11 protein-coding genes and 1 pseudogene are annotated in these 15,694 nt (G+C 65.2%); 10 read left to right on the forward strand and 2 right to left on the reverse strand.

Annotated elements, in window-relative coordinates:
- Positions 1–303 precede the first annotated feature (303 nt).
- The 6 genes and pseudogenes from ACMGT0_RS05575 to ACMGT0_RS05600 all read left to right on the forward strand — a co-directional run bounded on the left by ACMGT0_RS05575 (position 304) and on the right by ACMGT0_RS05600 (position 6,738).
- Entirely contained in the window at positions 304–2,526 is a 2,223-nt protein-coding gene (locus ACMGT0_RS05575; RefSeq protein ID WP_273824761.1) for a DUF1631 domain-containing protein, read from the forward strand.
- Positions 2,527–2,608: 82 nt separating this feature from the next.
- Positions 2,609–3,172, forward strand: coding sequence for a 1,6-anhydro-N-acetylmuramyl-L-alanine amidase AmpD (gene ampD / locus ACMGT0_RS05580; protein WP_054058029.1), 564 nt, complete (start codon positions 2,609–2,611; stop codon positions 3,170–3,172).
- Positions 3,169–4,011, forward strand: coding sequence for a regulatory signaling modulator protein AmpE (gene ampE / locus ACMGT0_RS05585; RefSeq protein ID WP_416771797.1), 843 nt, complete (start codon positions 3,169–3,171; stop codon positions 4,009–4,011). The genes ampD and ampE overlap by 4 nt, the downstream gene beginning before the upstream one ends.
- Positions 4,012–5,142: 1,131 nt before the next feature.
- A pseudogene (locus ACMGT0_RS05590) lies at positions 5,143–5,346 on the forward strand (HAMP domain-containing protein); the annotation flags it as partial.
- A 153-nt stretch (positions 5,347–5,499) separates the two neighbouring features.
- A complete protein-coding gene (locus tag ACMGT0_RS05595) occupies positions 5,500–6,204 on the forward strand; it encodes a methyl-accepting chemotaxis protein (protein WP_416773421.1) in 705 nt (234 codons plus the stop codon).
- A 150-nt stretch (positions 6,205–6,354) separates the two neighbouring features.
- The gene (locus tag ACMGT0_RS05600; RefSeq protein WP_054058032.1) at positions 6,355–6,738 is read left to right on the forward strand and encodes a hypothetical protein; all 384 of its coding nucleotides are present in this window, start codon (positions 6,355–6,357) and stop codon (positions 6,736–6,738) included.
- On the opposite strand, the gene ACMGT0_RS05605 is transcribed toward ACMGT0_RS05600, so the two are convergent.
- Positions 6,713–7,504, reverse strand: coding sequence for a TatD family hydrolase (locus tag ACMGT0_RS05605; RefSeq protein ID WP_054064121.1), 792 nt, complete (start codon positions 7,502–7,504; stop codon positions 6,713–6,715). The two genes, ACMGT0_RS05600 and ACMGT0_RS05605, sit on opposite strands and share 26 nt — an antisense overlap.
- A complete protein-coding gene (gene cra, locus ACMGT0_RS05610; protein ID WP_416771800.1) occupies positions 7,495–8,502 on the reverse strand; it encodes a catabolite repressor/activator in 1,008 nt (335 codons plus the stop codon). Before cra ends, ACMGT0_RS05605 begins: the two co-directional genes overlap by 10 nt.
- Before the next feature lie 493 nt (positions 8,503–8,995).
- On the opposite strand from cra, the gene ACMGT0_RS05615 reads away from it, so the two are divergent.
- The 4 genes from ACMGT0_RS05615 to ACMGT0_RS05630 all read left to right on the forward strand — a co-directional run bounded on the left by ACMGT0_RS05615 (position 8,996) and on the right by ACMGT0_RS05630 (position 15,602).
- Positions 8,996–9,337 carry a hypothetical protein gene (locus ACMGT0_RS05615; RefSeq protein WP_416771802.1) on the forward strand — a complete coding sequence of 114 codons (342 nt, stop codon included), beginning with the start codon at positions 8,996–8,998 and terminating at the stop codon, positions 9,335–9,337.
- A gap of 705 nt (positions 9,338–10,042) precedes the next feature.
- Positions 10,043–12,907, forward strand: coding sequence for a phosphoenolpyruvate--protein phosphotransferase (ptsP, locus tag ACMGT0_RS05620; protein WP_416771804.1), 2,865 nt, complete (start codon positions 10,043–10,045; stop codon positions 12,905–12,907).
- Positions 12,907–13,848, forward strand: a complete 942-nt coding sequence (gene pfkB / locus ACMGT0_RS05625; RefSeq protein ID WP_416771806.1) for a 1-phosphofructokinase — start codon at positions 12,907–12,909, stop codon at positions 13,846–13,848. Before ptsP ends, pfkB begins: the two co-directional genes overlap by 1 nt.
- A gap of 11 nt (positions 13,849–13,859) precedes the next feature.
- Positions 13,860–15,602, forward strand: a complete 1,743-nt coding sequence (locus ACMGT0_RS05630) for a PTS fructose-like transporter subunit IIB (protein ID WP_273824750.1) — start codon at positions 13,860–13,862, stop codon at positions 15,600–15,602.
- Positions 15,603–15,694 lie beyond the last annotated feature (92 nt).

Here is a 15,694-nt window from a genome sequence, read left to right on the forward strand (position 1 = left end):
ATCGAACGCCGCCCGTTGAACCGACATTTTGTCGTTTTGCGTGAGCGTTTTTACGTCTCCGGCGGTCTACACAGCGACAGGGTGAAAAACGAGTTGCAGAGTTCGCTGGCAAAAGTGACATCTTTTGCAAGATAATATGACTTGTAATTGACGTCATAGCTTTGACGTCTCTGTGATTCCCCGATTATCGATAGCCGACAGTGGCCTTGGGCTGGTGTCGGAGCGGGTCGCCGGCGATAGCGCCGCGACCGCGTACCCAACGATTGTTTACGCTGGATCAAAGAACCGCAGAGGGAGGCTTGGATGCACAACGACGGGAAGGTAGTGCCTTTGCACAAGGCTACCGACGAACGAGCGACGCCGTCGCCGCTCGCCCGTTTGCCCGTGGTTCTGCTCCAGGTGCGCGACAAGGCGGCCCAGCAACTCCGGCAGGGCTTGCAGGCGCTGTTCGACAATGCCGACGACACGCTGTTCGAAATGGCCGACAAGGCCCTGAACAACGTTGACCAGAACACCTTCTTCGAAGCCATGCGCGACCTGCGGCTCAAGCGCAAGCACATCGAGCGCGGCTTTCACGAGCGTTTTGCCGACGCTTTCGCCGCCCTTGGCCAGTACGACGTCCACGAGGTGGCCCTGGCCGCGCCGATGTCCTACGACAAGCTGGCGCTGGTGCCGAATGACGAACTGGAGAAAACCGTCGCACTGGATGCGATGGTCGCCAAGGTCCTCAGTCGGGACGGCCTGGCCCTCGGACAGTTGACCGCGCGCCTGAACGTACTGATCACCCGGCGTCTCGACGACCAGAGCAACCCCATGGGGCCGGCGATGCTCTGCGAGTATTTCCTCGAGGCCGGGCGCGACCTGGGGGTGGAGATCAAGGTCAAGCTGATCATCCTCAAGCTGTTCGAGAAATATGTCCTCAGCGACACCGATCACCTGTATGCCGACGCCAACCAACTGCTGATCGCCACCGGTGTGTTGCCCGAACTCAAGGCCGCCCCGGCCCGGCGCGCCTCCGATCGTCCGGCGGCGAATGCGCGGGCCCGCGACGCCGAGGCCGAGTCGGCCCGCCCGGGTACCTCGTCCCTCGACGCCAGCGTCCAGGAAGTGTTCTCGGCCCTGCAGGACCTGTTGCAGCATGTGCGCGGCAGTGTCGCGCCCAAACTGGATGCGGGGTCCGAGATCCAGCCGATTTCCACCCGCGACCTGTTGCGGCTGCTTTCGCATCTGCAGCAGTACGTGCCGGCCCAGGCCGCGACGGATGACTTCGACCTGCGCAATCAGCTGGAGCAACTGCTGACCCGGGTCAGCGTCAAGAGCGGCAAGTCGCGGGTGGTCGGCGGGATGGACGAGGACGTGATCAACCTGATCGCGATGCTCTTCGAATTCATCCTCGATGACCGCAACCTGCCGGACTGCCTCAAGGCGCTGATCGGCCGCCTGCAGATCCCGATGCTGAAGGTGGCGGTGCTGGACAAGAGCTTTTTCAGCCGCGGCAGTCATCCGGCGCGCCGCCTGCTGAATGAAATCGCCTCGGCATCCCTGGGCTGGGGCGCCCGCGATGACTACCAGCGTGATGCCCTGTACCTGCGCATCGAGCAGATCGTGCAGCGGCTGTTGAACGACTTCGTCGACGATCCGGCGATCTTCGCCGAGCTGCTGACCGACTTCCTCGCCTTCACCAGTGACGAGCGCCGCCGCAGCGAACTGCTCGAGCAGCGCACCCGTGATGCCGAGGAGGGTCGGGCCAAGGCCGAACTGGCGCGCCAACGGGTCCAGGAAGTATTGAACGAGCGACTATTGGGCAAGACCCTGCCCGAAGTCGTGGTGCGCCTGCTGCAGGAAGCCTGGAGCAAGGTGCTGTTGCTGGTCTGGCTCAAGCACGGCGAGCAGTCCGTCGAGTGGCGGGCCGGCCTGCAGACCATGGATGAACTGATCTGGAGCGCCGATCCGCAAGGGGTGGCCGATGCGCGGCTACGCCTGCTGGATCTGGTGCCCGGCCTGCTCAAGGCGCTGCGGGACGGCCTGGCCAGTGCGGCGTTCGATCCTTTCGCCACCAGCGAATTCTTCAGCCAGCTGGAGAGCCTGCATGTCCAGGTTTTCCAGCGCCTGGCCAGGCAGAGCGTCGAGCCGGCCAGGAACGAGGCGGAGCAACCGGCGATGGTCGAGGTGCTCGAGGAAATCGTCCTCAGTGCCGCCGATGGTGGTCATCGTGAAGAGCGTACGATGGAGCTGCCGGAAGACGATGCCGGCCTGCTGTGGGTGCGGCAATTGCGCATCGGCAACTGGGTCGAGTTCCGCGAAGACGAAGAGAATGGCCAGCGTTGCAAGCTGGCGGCGATCGTCGAGCCGACCGGCAAGTACATTTTCGTCAACCGTACCGGCATGAAGGTGCTGGAGCGTACGGCCCGGGGGCTGGCCGTCGAGTTCCGCCGCGGTGCGGTCCGCCTGCTGGACGACACGCTGCTGTTCGACCGGGCCCTGGCCTCGGTCATCGGCAATTTGCGGCGCCTGAAGACGCGCTGAGGTTTTTCTGCGCGGGCGCTGCCCATCGAGGCCGCTCTCACGGCATACTGAGGCGGTCGCTTTCATCCTCGAAGGAATCTGTATGCAGCTGGATCCCGCCACGGGTTGGTGCCAGGCAGTCGTTCACTGCCCGTCGCCCAACTTCAATGAGCGTCCCGAAGGGGAGGTTTCCCTGTTGGTGATCCACAACATCAGCCTGCCGCCGGGGCAGTTCGGTACCGGCAAGGTGCAGGAGTTCTTTCAGAATCGCCTGGATATTACGGAACACCCTTACTTCGACGGTATCGCCCACCTACGGGTGTCTGCGCATTTTCTGATTGAACGTGACGGCAAGGTCACGCAGTTTGTCTCCTGTCTGGAACGGGCCTGGCATGCCGGTGTGTCGAGTTTCGAGGGGCGCGAGACCTGCAATGATTTTTCCCTGGGCATCGAGCTGGAGGGCACCGATGATCTGCCTTTCACCGAGGCGCAGTACCATTCGCTGATTGCCCTGACTCGCCAGCTCATGGCGACGTACCCGGCCATCACGCCGCAACGGATCTGCGGCCACAGCGACATTGCCCCGGGGCGCAAGACCGATCCGGGCGAAGGCTTTGACTGGGGGCGTTTTCGCGCCGCCCTGCTGGAAAAAGGAGAGTCGCAATGAGTTTTCTGGTGCTGCTGCTGGCGGTGTGGATCGAGAAGTTCTCGGCCTTGCGCCAGCGTGTCCAGCGTGAGGGTGCCTGGCTGGCCGAACTGGCCCGGCTCGAGTCCAGCCCGCGCTGGGCGAAACGACCCTGGGTGATCCTCAGCCTGCTGGTGCTGTTGCCGGTGGTCCTGCTCGGCCTGCTGCTGATGGTGCTGCAGCCGGTGGCCTATGGTCTGCTGGCGCTGCCGGTGCATCTGCTGGTGGTGGTCTACAGCCTGGGCCGTGGTGACCTGCTGGCGGCGCTGGGACCGTTTCGCGATGCCTGGCGGCGCGGCGACCTGCAGGCCGGGGTGCATGTGGCCCGCCGCGACATGAACCTTACCTGTGCCGAAAACGGCGAAGAGTTGCTGGAGAAGGTCCAGGGCTATCTGCTGTGGCAGGCCTACCAGAGCTTCTTCGCGGTGATCTTCTGGTACTTCCTGCTCGGGCCGGTCGCCGCCCTGAGCTATCGCCTGCTGGCCCTGGCGGCGGAGCACAGCCAGAACCCGGCGCTGGCCGAACGTGCCACCCTGCTGCGCCATGCCTTCGACTGGCTGCCGGTGCGCCTGCTGGCGGCGAGCCTGGCGCTGGTCGGCAACTTCGTGGCGGTCAGCCGGATCATGTTGCACGAACTGCTCAACTGGGACATCAGCGCCCGGCAACTGATCGAGAAGGTCGGACGGGTCGCTGGGGAAGTACCGACCTCGGCGGAGGGCCCGGATGGCGTTTCCAGCCTGGACAGCCTGTGGGAATTGCTGCTGCGGGCGGCGGTGCTCTGGTATGCCGGGTTTGCCCTGTGGACGGTATTGATTCGCTAGCGGTCGGTGTCGTCCACCCCAAGGCTCACCTCCCCGGCCTGGTTAACCTTAAGTTACAAAACTCCCTTTCAAATTAAGTTATACAGGCAGTAGGTGCGGATACTGGCTATATGCCTGTGCCGCTGCCGCCACTATAAAAATAATAGGAAAGGGAGCGTTCTAGTGAAGAGTCTGCTATTTCCCGCCGTTGCCCTGATGAACCGCCTGAGCTTCGGGAAGAAGTTCAGCCTGATCAGTGTGCTGTTCTTCGTGCCGATGCTGGTGACCAACTTCTATCTGGTACGCGATTCCTACCGCGAGTTCTCCGCCACCCAGGTCGAACTGCAAAGCCTGGACCTGCTTGGCAACAGCCTTACCCTGCTGCGCAACCTGGAAACCCTGAACAACCAGGTGCAGATCAATGCCGTGCTCGGCCAGTCCGGCAAGGCCGGGGATCTGGAAGGGCGCATCAGCCAGCTCGAACAGAGCGTGCTCGGCCGCCTGCAAGGCCTGACGGCGGTGACCGGCGACCCGGAGCAACTGGCGCTGTTCACCGCCAAGCGCGACGAACTGATCGCCGCGTTCAAGGCCCAGCAAGGCGAAACCTCCCTGCAGAGCAAAAGTGCGCTGATCGAAAAGCTGCTGGGCAAGGCGCAGATCTTCAGCAAGATCGTCGCCAGCCAGTCCGGGCTCAGCCGCGATGCCCAGGGCGACCTGCGCCAGTTGAGCGAACTGGTCACCGGTGTCACCCCGCAAGTCACCCAGACCCTCGGCGAGGGGCGCGCCATGGGGGCCTATTCCCTCGGCCAGGGCTTCCTCAATTCATCATCGAGCACCCGTTTCGACGAACTGCTGCAACAGATCGAGAAGCTGCAGGCCGAATATGCGCTCAAGCTGCAGGATGCCCTGGGCGGTAGCCGCAACGCCCACTCCGCTCTGGATGCATTGGCCAACGCCAGCCAGGCCTCGCTGAAAAAGGCCAGCGAACTGTTCGAGGAGCAGGTGGTGATGGCCGAAACCCTGGAAGCGCCCTGGCCGCCGTTCTACGAGCAGGTCAGCACGCTGATGGCCCGGACCTACCAGCTCAATGACGCGACACTGGCGTATTTCGCCCAGGAACTGCAGCAACGGCTGGAGCACAAACGCCTGCAGATGCTCCTGCTGGTCGCGGCACTGGCGGTGGTGTTTCTCTCGATCGTCTACCTCTACGGCGGTTTCTACGCCTCGACCCGCACGACCCTGCGGCGCCTGGGCCAGATGATGGACAAGGTCGCGGCCGGGGACATGACGGTCAATTTCGTCGCCCACAGTCGTGATGAACTGGGGGAGTTGGGCGCGGTGTTCAACGGTACCGTGGCGAAGATCCATGACCTGATCGAGCGGGTCGGGCAGACCGTCGGCGAGGTCGAACGCCAGGCCGGGCAGGTGGAGTCGGTGTCGGCCCGCAGCAACCAGGCGGTGGCCGGCCAGCGCAGCCAGATCGAACAGGTCGCTACGGCCATGAACCAGATGTCGGCGACCGCCCAGGAGGTGGCGCGCAGCGCCGCGGCAGCGGTCAGCAGTGCCCATAGCGTCAATGACGAAACCCTCAACGGTCGGGCGCTGGTGGAATCCCAGCAGGGCTGCATCGCCCAGTTGGCCGGCGAGATCGATCAGTCGGTGCAGGTGATCAACCAGTTGGCGATCGACAGCCAGTCCATCAGCCAGATCCTGGAAGTGATCAAGAGCATTGCCGAACAGACCAACCTGTTGGCCTTGAACGCCGCCATCGAGGCCGCGCGCGCGGGCGAGCAGGGCCGTGGTTTTGCCGTGGTGGCCGATGAGGTCCGCACCTTGGCCAGGCGCACCCAGCAATCCACCGAGGAAATCGAGCAGATGATCGGCAAGCTGCACGGCGGCGTCGGCGCGGCGGTCAAGGCCATGGGCGTCAGCCACCAGATGGCCGATGGCACGGTGGGACAGTCGGAAAAGGTCCAGCTCGCCCTGGAAAACATCCTTGGCGCCGTCGGCATGATCGTCGACCAGAACCAGCAGATCGCCGCCGCCGTCGAGCAGCAGACCGCCGTGGCCCACGACATCGACCAGAACATCGTCGAGATCAACCGGGCCGGCGAGCGCACTGCCGAGGGGGCCCACCAGACCGAAAGCGCCAGCCGGCAATTGTCGGCCCAGGTGGTCGAGCTGAAGCAACTGATCGGTGCCTTCCGGGTGTGAGGCTTGGAACAGGTTGTAGTACTTGATTGCTTGGTGTGTAGGCAAAATCCTGTTTTCTTTAGCGGCCGACCTTTCTGCGCAGGATGAGCGAAAATTCGCTGATCCAGTTTCACCGACCGCTCGGGAGGAACCGCTTTGAAGGAGACGCGCATGGGCATCAACGGGGTGTGTGCCCACTGCAATGGCACCTTCCCCCTCAGTGCATGGCACCTGAATGCAATTGCCATCAAGGAGAGCTTTGCCTGCCGTTGCTGCAACAGGCCGCTGCAACTCGATTGCCCGCAACAGTTCAAGCGCTTCAAGGCGCTCGATGCCCTGTCGGTGCTCAAGGCCAGCATGGTCGTGCTGATCGGGGCTTCGCTGCTGGTGGCTCTGGTCTGTGAGTGGATCGGGCTGATCAGCCTGATGGAGCAGCTCAACTTTTCCCTGCTGGCGCTGCTGTTGTACTTCGCGACCCTGCGCTACGCCCACGCCCGGCAACGGATGACCCTCATCCTGCAGCCTGCGCTCAGGCCGGATTCGTCGACCAGTTGAATACCGCGCAGGCATTGGCGGTACTGGCGGCCGCCAATGCCTGCGGGCTGATGCCCATGAGTTCGGCGAGGGCGGCGCAAATGGCCGGCAGGTGTTCCGGGCTGTTGCGCAGCCCGGGGTACATCACCGGGGCCATGTCCGGCGAATCGGTTTCCAGCACCACGGCCTCCAGCGGCAGGTCGGCGATGACCTTGCCCAGGCGCCGCGCCTGCGGCCAGGTTCCGGCACCGCCGAGGCCGAGCCTGAAGCCCAGCCTGAGGTATTCCCGGGCCTCCTCGCGGCTGCCGGCAAAGGCATGGATAATGCCGCCCCGGGCCAGGCGAAAGCGCTTGAGCGTGGCGATGGTCGCGGCGTGGCTGCGCCGCACATGCAGCAATGCCGGCAGGTTGAACTCCGCGGCCAGCTGCAGTTGCGCCTCGAACAGCGCCTGCTGGCGCTCGCGGTCGAGCTGCGGGAGAAAGTAGTCCAGGCCGAACTCACCCACTGCGCACAGTTGCGGGTGACCGGCCAGGCGGCCCAGCCAGTCGCGCAGAGCGCTCACGTCATCCGGGCGATGATCGTCCAGATACACCGGATGCAGGCCGAGCGCCGCATGCAGTTGCCGGTCACCCTGTACCAGCTCCCAGACCCGCTGCCAGTTGTCCCGGTAGACCCCCAGCACCACCATCCGCCCGACGCCGAGGGCGCGGCTGCGTTCGAGCAACGCGTCGCGGTCGGCGTCGAAGTCCGGAAAATCAAGGTGGGTGTGGGTGTCGATCAGTTCCATGCTAAAGCCTCGCGGATGCGCTGCTTGAAGGTCCGGGCGATGGCCTGGACGCCGGGTTGGTAGTTCTTCTCCTCGATGGCGGCCAGGGCCAGTTGCAGGGCTTTTTCCGCGATCAGTTGATGCTGCTGGGCCATGGCGTTTACCGGCAGCGGCAGGAAGTCCAGCAACTGCGTGTCACCGAAGGTCCCCAGGCGCAGCGGTTGCGGGTTGAGCGGCTGGGCTTGCAGGGCATCGAACACGCCCTGCAGCAGTACGTAGGAGGTGGTGACCAGCGCATCGGGCAGGTGGCCGAGGCGCTCGACCAGCGCCTGCATCAACTCGCGGCCGCACTCGCGGCTGAAGGCTTCGCCATGCTCGATCAGCACCTCGCCGGCGAAACCGCCCAGGGCGTCCTGGAAGCCGGCGGCCCGCTGCTGGCTGATGCTCAATTCGGCGCGGGCACCGATCAGGGCGATATGCCGGGGCTTGGGTTGCAGCAGGCTGCGGGTCAGTTGCAGGCTGGCCTGATGGTCATCGCTGACGACCGAGCAGAAATGCGTCGGCTGCATTTCCCGGTCGATGGCGATGATCGGCAGGCCCAGCTCCTGCAACTGGCGATAGCTGTCGTCCTCCTCGGGCAGGCAACTGGCGACGAACAGCCCATCGCAACGCCGGGCGCGGAACAGTTGCAGCAGCTCGCGTTCGCTCTGCGGGTCATCGTCGGAACTGGCGATCAGCAGTTGATAACCGCGGGCCCGCGCACCTTGCTCCAGCAGCTTGGCGATGCGCGCGTAGCTGGGGTTCTCCAGGTCCGGCAGGATGAAGCCGAGGGTGCGCGTCTTGCGACTGCGCAGCCCGGCAGCCTGGGGGTTGGGGGTGAAGCCATATTGCTCGACCACTGCCCGTACCCGTTCCACGGTACTGCTGCTGATGCGCTGTTGCTCGGCCTTGCCGTTGATGACGTAACTGGCGGTGGTAACCGACACCCCGGCCAGTTGGGCAATATCACTGAGTTTCAAGCGGATGATTCCTTGTTAGCTGTAGCTCGCTGGCTGCATGTTGGCTGATCCTATCCTATTTTCGGCAGGTGGCAGTGGGAAGGGTGCCTGCTGTGGGGCGGCTCGGGAATTGGACCTGGGTCGCCGTCGTCCGGGCGGGGCCGCTGGGGCAGGGGTTCTGGCCGCTTGTAATGCGAAGAAATAGCTTTCAAAAAGAACTTATATTTCCTACGTGTTTTTGGCGTGGGAGAATATTGAGTGCGCTCAGTGCCGTGTCTACATTCCCGGTGTCGCTGCCAAATCAGCGATACGGGTTTCGCAGCCCGGTATTTCAGTCGGGCGCACAGCGCCGCGTAATGCGGCTTTTTCATGTCTGCTTTATGGTGGGCTGTGCGCAGGAGGCTTATGCCTGCCGGTTTTTTCCTGACTGACCGGTCTGCGAACCTGCGTACAGTTCGCCACCCTTGTGTCGCAGCGAGCGTGGAGATCCCCTACAACAGTCAGGAGATTCACCGTGGCCAAGAAAATCACCCCCGATCCGCCTCCCGTTTTCGACGATCCCGTGGAACCCCAGCGGCCCGATGCGGCCCGCTTGCTTGATACCCTAGCGTTGACCCTGGCCAGAACCGTCGACCCCGCCGACCCGCTCAAACCCACGCTGTTTGCCATTCAGCCCGGCGTCACGGCCCACGACGCGCTGAGCTACGTATCGAAATTGCTGGAGGTTGCCGAACTGAACGGTGACGAAATCGGCCTGCATGCCAACCCGGTGGAACGTACCCTGTTCTGGGGCATGCTGCACTCGGTGGAAATGGCGAGGGCGGTGGTGGATGCGTTGCTGGAGGGGGCGGCTTAGCGGTTAAGCCCTTGCGGCCCTAGGCTGTGTACGAAATTGTTTGAAACGCAGGTTAGGCAAGGCAAAAACCGGCGAGGAACGGCCGGGGTCGCGCCCGACTTTACTGGAGTAAATGAGCATTCCGAGCCGGTTTTTAACGCCGCATAACCAAGTTTCAAGCGATTTCGTACATAGCCTAAAAGCTCTGCGGATAAATCCGGCTCCCACAGGATAGGCGGCGTTCACAAGATTTGTGGCTACCGCGATACCTTGTGGGAGCCAACTGTCTTTAGCTCGCCGCCGATGAGTGGTCAAACAGGCCCATGGGGTCGGCGGTGACTGTGCCGGCCTCTTCGCGGATGAACCGATGCGCCGTCTCCCACAATGATCGTGCTGAACGCAAATCCTGTGGGCGCCGTCTATCCTGTGGGAGCCGGATTTATCCACGAAGCTGTTTAGTGGCCGCACCGCCGCGAAGGCGCCCGCCCATCCCCCTATCCCCTCATACAACATCACCCACTGCCAGGGCTTCTACGTCGGACAATAATCGAGTAACGTGTCCTACATTCTGGTTAAACGATTCAGCAAGCGTATTTCCAGGCGATGACGGTCCGTGCCACGGTTCTGCCAAAAGACTGTTGCACCTTTATCCGGCCCGTCCGCCTAAGCTGATTTATCTAAAACAATACCTAGCGCCCAGTCGTGGGGGCTGAATAGGAGAAAGGCATGCTCGAGCTCACCGTAGAGCAGATTTCCATGGGCCAGTCGGCCGTGGACAAATCTGCCGCCCTGCAACTGCTCGCCGATTCACTGGTTGCCGACGGCCTGGTCGCCGAGGGCTATCTCTACGGGCTGCAGGCCCGCGAAGCGCAAGGCTCGACCTTTCTCGGCCAGGGCATCGCCATTCCCCACGGTACGCCGCAAACTCGCGAGCTGGTGCACACCACCGGCGTGCGCCTGCTGCAATTCCCCGAGGGCGTGGACTGGGGCGACGGGCAGATCGTCTACCTGGCCATCGGTATCGCGGCAAAATCCGACGAGCACCTGCGCCTGCTGCAACTGCTTACCCGCGCCCTCGGCGAAACCGACCTGGGCCAGGCCCTGCGCCGTGCCAGCAGTGCCGAGGCGCTGTTGAAGCTGCTGCAGGGCGCCCCCCAGGAGCTGGCGCTGGATGCGCAGATGATCGGCCTCGGTGTGGTCGCGGAGGACTTCGAGGAACTGGTCTGGCGCGGCGCCCGTCTGCTGCGCCAGGCCGACTGCGTGAGCAACGGCTTCGCCGCCGTGCTGCAGCAGGTCGAGGCCCTGCCGCTGGGCGATGGCCTGTGGTGGCTGCACAGCGAGCAGACGGTCAAGCGCCCCGGCCTGGCTTTCGTCACCCCGGAAAAGCCGATCCGCTACCTCGGCCAGCCGTTGCACGGCCTGTTCTGCCTCGCCAGCCTCGGCGAAGCCCACCAGGCCCTGCTCGAACGGCTTTGCGCGCTGCTGATCGAAGGCCGCGGTCATGAGTTGGGCCGCGCCACCAGCAGCCGTGCGGTACTGGAAGTGCTCGGCGGCGAACTGCCGGCCGACTGGCCGAGCGCGCGCATCGGCCTGGCCAACGCCCACGGCCTGCATGCCCGCCCGGCGAAAGTCCTGGCGCAACTGGCGAAGAGCTTCGAGGGCGACATCCGCGTGCGCATCGTCGATGCGCCGGGCAGCGCCGTCTCGGTGAAAAGCCTGAGCAAGCTGCTCAGCCTCGGTGCCCGGCGTGGCCAGGTGCTGGAATTCATTGCCGAGCCGACCATTGCCGCCGATGCGCTGCCGGCCCTGCTGGCCGCGGTGGAGGAGGGCCTGGGCGAAGAGGTCGAGCCACTGCCGGAGGTGGCTGTCGTCAGCGCCCCGGTGGAGGACGAGCCGGCCGTGGTCGTGACGGCGCCGGCGGCCAACAGCCAGCTCCCGGCGATTGCCGCCGCACCGGGGATTGCCATCGGCCCGGCCCATGTCCAGGTCGCCCAGGCATTCGACTACCCGCTGCGCGGCCAGTCCGCCGCCGTCGAGCGTCAGCGTCTGCAGCAGGCCCTGGGCGAGGTCCGCAAGGATATCGAAGGGCTCGTCCAGCGCAGCAAGGCCAAGGCGATTCGCGAGATCTTCGTGACCCACCAGGAAATGCTCGACGACCCGGAACTGACCGACGAGGTCGATTCCCGGCTCAAGCTCGGTGAAAGCGCCGAGGCTGGCTGGATGGCGGTGATCGAGGCGGCGGCCCGGCAACAGGAGTCGCTGCAGGATGCCTTGCTGGCCGAACGTGCGGCGGACCTGCGGGATATCGGCCGACGGGTGCTGGCGCAGTTGTGCGGCGTGCAAACCCTGGCCGAGCCGGACGAACCCTATGTGCTGGTGATGGAGGAGGTCGGCCCGTCGGACGTGGCGCGCCTGGATCCGGCACGGGTCGCCGGCATTCTCACCGCCCGTGGCGGCGCCACCGCCCACAGTGCGATCGTTGCCCGGGCCCTGGGCATTCCGGCGCTGGTCGGTGCCGGGGCGCAGGTCCTGCTGCTGGCACCGGGCACCACGCTGTTGCTCGATGCCCTGAGAGGCCGCCTGCATGTCGCGCCGGACGAAGCCGCCCTGCAACGCGCCCTCCAGGAGCGCGACACCCGCGAGCAGCGCCTGCGCCTGGCCGCCGAACAACGTCACGAACCGGCGCTGACCGGTGACGGTCATGCCGTGGAAGTCTTCGCCAATATCGGCGAGAGCGCCGGGGTTGCCGGGGCGGTGGAGCAGGGCGCCGAGGGTATCGGTCTGCTGCGCACCGAACTGATCTTCATGGCCCATCCACAGGCACCGGACGAGGCTACCCAGGAAGCCGAGTACCGTCGCGTGCTCGACGGCCTGGGCGGGCGGCCACTGGTGGTGCGTACCCTCGATGTCGGCGGCGATAAGCCGCTGCCCTACTGGCCGATCGCCAAGGAGGAAAACCCGTTCCTCGGCGTGCGCGGCATCCGCCTGACCCTGCAACGGCCGCAGATCATGGAGAGCCAGTTACGCGCGCTGCTGCGTGCCGCCGACAACCGGCCGCTGCGGATCATGTTCCCGATGGTCGGCAGTGTCGCCGAGTGGCGCCAGGCCCGGGACATGACCGAGCGCCTGCGCCGGGAAATCCCGGTGGCCGACCTGCAACTGGGGATCATGATCGAAGTGCCATCGGCCGCGCTGCTGGCGCCGGTGCTGGCAGCCGAGGTGGACTTCTTCAGCGTCGGTACCAACGACCTGACCCAGTACACCCTGGCCATCGATCGTGGTCACCCGACGCTGTCGGCCCAGGCTGATGGCCTGCACCCGGCGGTGCTGCAACTGATCGACATCACCGTGCGTGCGGCCCATGCCCACGGCAAGTGGGTCGGTGTGTGCGGCGAGCTGGCGGCCGACCCGCTGGCGGTGCCGGTGCTCGTGGGGCTCGGCGTCGACGAATTGAGTGTGGCCGCGCGCAGCATTCCCGAGGTCAAGGCGCGGGTACGCGAGCTGGCCCTGCCGGCGGCCCAGGCCCTGGCCCGCTCGGCCCTGGCAGTAGGCAGCGCCGATGAAGTGCGTGCGCTCGTGGAGGCGGTGTAATGGCGCGGATTCTGACCCTGACCCTGAACCCGGCACTGGACCTGACCGTGCAACTGGCACGGCTGGAGCCCGGGGAGGTCAATCGCACCTTGTCATTGCTGACCCACGCCGCCGGCAAGGGCGTCAACGTCGCCCAGGTGCTGGCGGACCTCGGCCATCAACTGACCGTGAGCGGCTTTCTCGGCGTCGACAACCCGCAAGCGTTCGAGGCGCTGTTTGCCCGGCGTGGCTTTGTCGATGCATTCGTTCGTGTGCCGGGGGAAACCCGCAGCAATATCAAGCTGGCCGAGCAGGACGGACGTATCACCGATCTGAACGGGCCGGGCCCGGAGGTCGACGGGCAATCCCAGCAGGCCTTGCTGGACACCCTGGAGCGGATCGCCCCCGGCCATGACGCCGTGGTGGTCGCCGGCAGCCTGCCCCGGGGCCTCAGCCCGCAATGGCTGCAGGCGCTGTTGCTGCGTTTGAAGCAACTGGGGCTGAAAGTCGCCCTGGACACCAGTGGCGCGGCCTTGCAGGCCGGGCTGGCCGCGGCGCCGTGGCTGGTCAAGCCCAACACCGAGGAGTTGGCCGAGGTGCTGCAGCGTCCGGTGGAGACGGCGCAGGCGCAGGCCGAGGCGGCTGCCAGCCTGCTGGCCCAGGGCATCGAACATGTGGTGGTGTCCCAGGGGGCCGATGGGGTCAACTGGTTCCATGCGGCCGAGGCCTGGCATGCCCAGCCACCGAAGGTCGACGTGGCGAGCACTGTCGGTGCCGGCGATTCGTTGCTGGCGGGCATGCTCCACGGGCTGCTCAGCGGCCACCCGGCCCGGCAGACCCTGCGCACCGCCACCGCGGTCGCCGCCCAGGCGGTGACCCAGATCGGTTTCGGTATCGGCGACCGGGCGCAATTGGTACAGCTTGAACGAGGCGTCAGCGTGCACGCCCTGACAGAACAATAAGAGGGTTTGTGATGAACGTAGCCATTGTTACCGCCTGCCCGAATGGCATGGTCACCAGCGTGCTCTGCGCCCGCCTGCTGGAAGCGGCGGCCTTGCGCCTGGGTTGGAGCACCAGCGTCGAAGTGCACGATCCTCGTCACCCCGAGCGCCAGTTGACGGCGGCCACCCTCGCGGCGGCGCAATGGGTGCTGCTGGTCAGCAGCGTGCCGGTGGAGATGTCGCGGTTCGTCGGCAAGCGCGTCTATCAGGTCGCGCCAGCCCAGGCTCTGCAGGATGTCGACGGTGTTCTCAGTCGCGGCGCCGAAGAGGCCAGGGTGCATGTCGCCCCCGAGCCGACGCTGGACAGCACGGCGACCGGCCAACGGGCCGCGCGCCTGGTGGCGGTGACCGCCTGCCCGACCGGCGTGGCCCACACCTTCATGGCGGCCGAAGCGCTGCAACAGTCGGCCAAGCGCCTGGGCTATGAACTGCAGGTGGAAACCCAGGGCTCGGTCGGTGCGCGCAACCCGCTGAGTGCCCAGGCCATTGCCGAGGCCGACGTGGTGTTGCTGGCGGCCGATATCGAAGTGGCCACCGAGCGCTTCGCCGGCAAGAAGATCTACCGCTGCGGTACCGGTATCGCCCTCAAGCAGCCGGATGCCACGCTGAACCGGGCCCTGGCCGAAGGCAAGCCGGAGACCGCGGCGGCGGGTGCCAGCCAGGCGCCGGCCAAGCAGGAGAAGACGGGTGTCTACAAGCACCTGCTGACCGGTGTTTCGTTCATGCTGCCGATGGTGGTGGCGGGTGGCCTGCTGATCGCCCTGTCGTTCGTATTCGGCATCACCGCCTTCAAGGAGCCCGGCACCCTCGCCGCGGCGCTGATGCAGATCGGCGGGGAGAGCGCGTTCAAACTGATGGTGCCGCTGCTGGCGGGCTACATCGCCTACTCGATTGCCGACCGTCCGGGCCTGGCGCCGGGCATGATCGGCGGCCTGCTGGCGAGCACCCTGGGAGCCGGTTTCATTGGCGGTATCGTCGCCGGTTTCCTGGCGGGCTACAGCGCCAAGGCGATCAGTCGTTATGCCCGGCTGCCTGTCAGCCTGGAGGCGTTGAAGCCGATCCTGATCATTCCGTTGCTGGCGAGCCTGTTCACCGGGCTGGTGATGATCTATGTGGTCGGCAAGCCGGTGGCCGGGATGCTCGAAGGGCTGACGCATTTCCTCGACAGCATGGGCACCACCAATGCCATTCTGCTCGGCGTGCTGCTGGGCGGGATGATGTGCGTCGACCTCGGCGGGCCGATCAACAAGGCGGCCTACGCGTTCTCGGTCGGGTTGCTGGCATCGCAGAGTTATGCACCGATGGCCGCGACCATGGCCGCCGGCATGGTGCCGCCGATCGGCCTGGGCATCGCCACGCTGATCGCCCGGCGCAAGTTCGCCCAGAGCGAGCGCGAGGCGGGCAAGGCGGCGTTCGTGCTTGGCCTGTGCTTCATCTCCGAGGGGGCGATCCCGTTTGCCGCCAAGGACCCGCTGCGGGTGATTCCGGCGAGCATCGCCGGTGGGGCACTGACCGGTGCCCTGTCGATGTACTTCGGCTGCAAGCTGATGGCGCCCCATGGCGGGCTGTTCGTGATGCTGATTCCGAATGCGATCAACCACGCCTTGCCCTACCTGCTGGCGATCATTGCCGGCAGCCTGCTGACAGCAGTGGTCTATGCCGTGCTGAAGCGGCCGGAAGCGGTGGAGCTGGTCGCGGAGCCGGCGCAGGCCTGATCCACATCGGTATCACCGATCGTTCCCACGCTCTGCGTGGGAACGATCAGGAGCCGGCTGTCACACCTCTTTCATTCCCTGCAGCTAAGTTC

This window comes from Pseudomonas sp. RHF3.3-3, assembly GCF_048069595.1.
In the GTDB taxonomy this organism is placed as follows: Bacteria; Pseudomonadota; Gammaproteobacteria; order Pseudomonadales; family Pseudomonadaceae; genus Aquipseudomonas; species Aquipseudomonas fuscovaginae_B.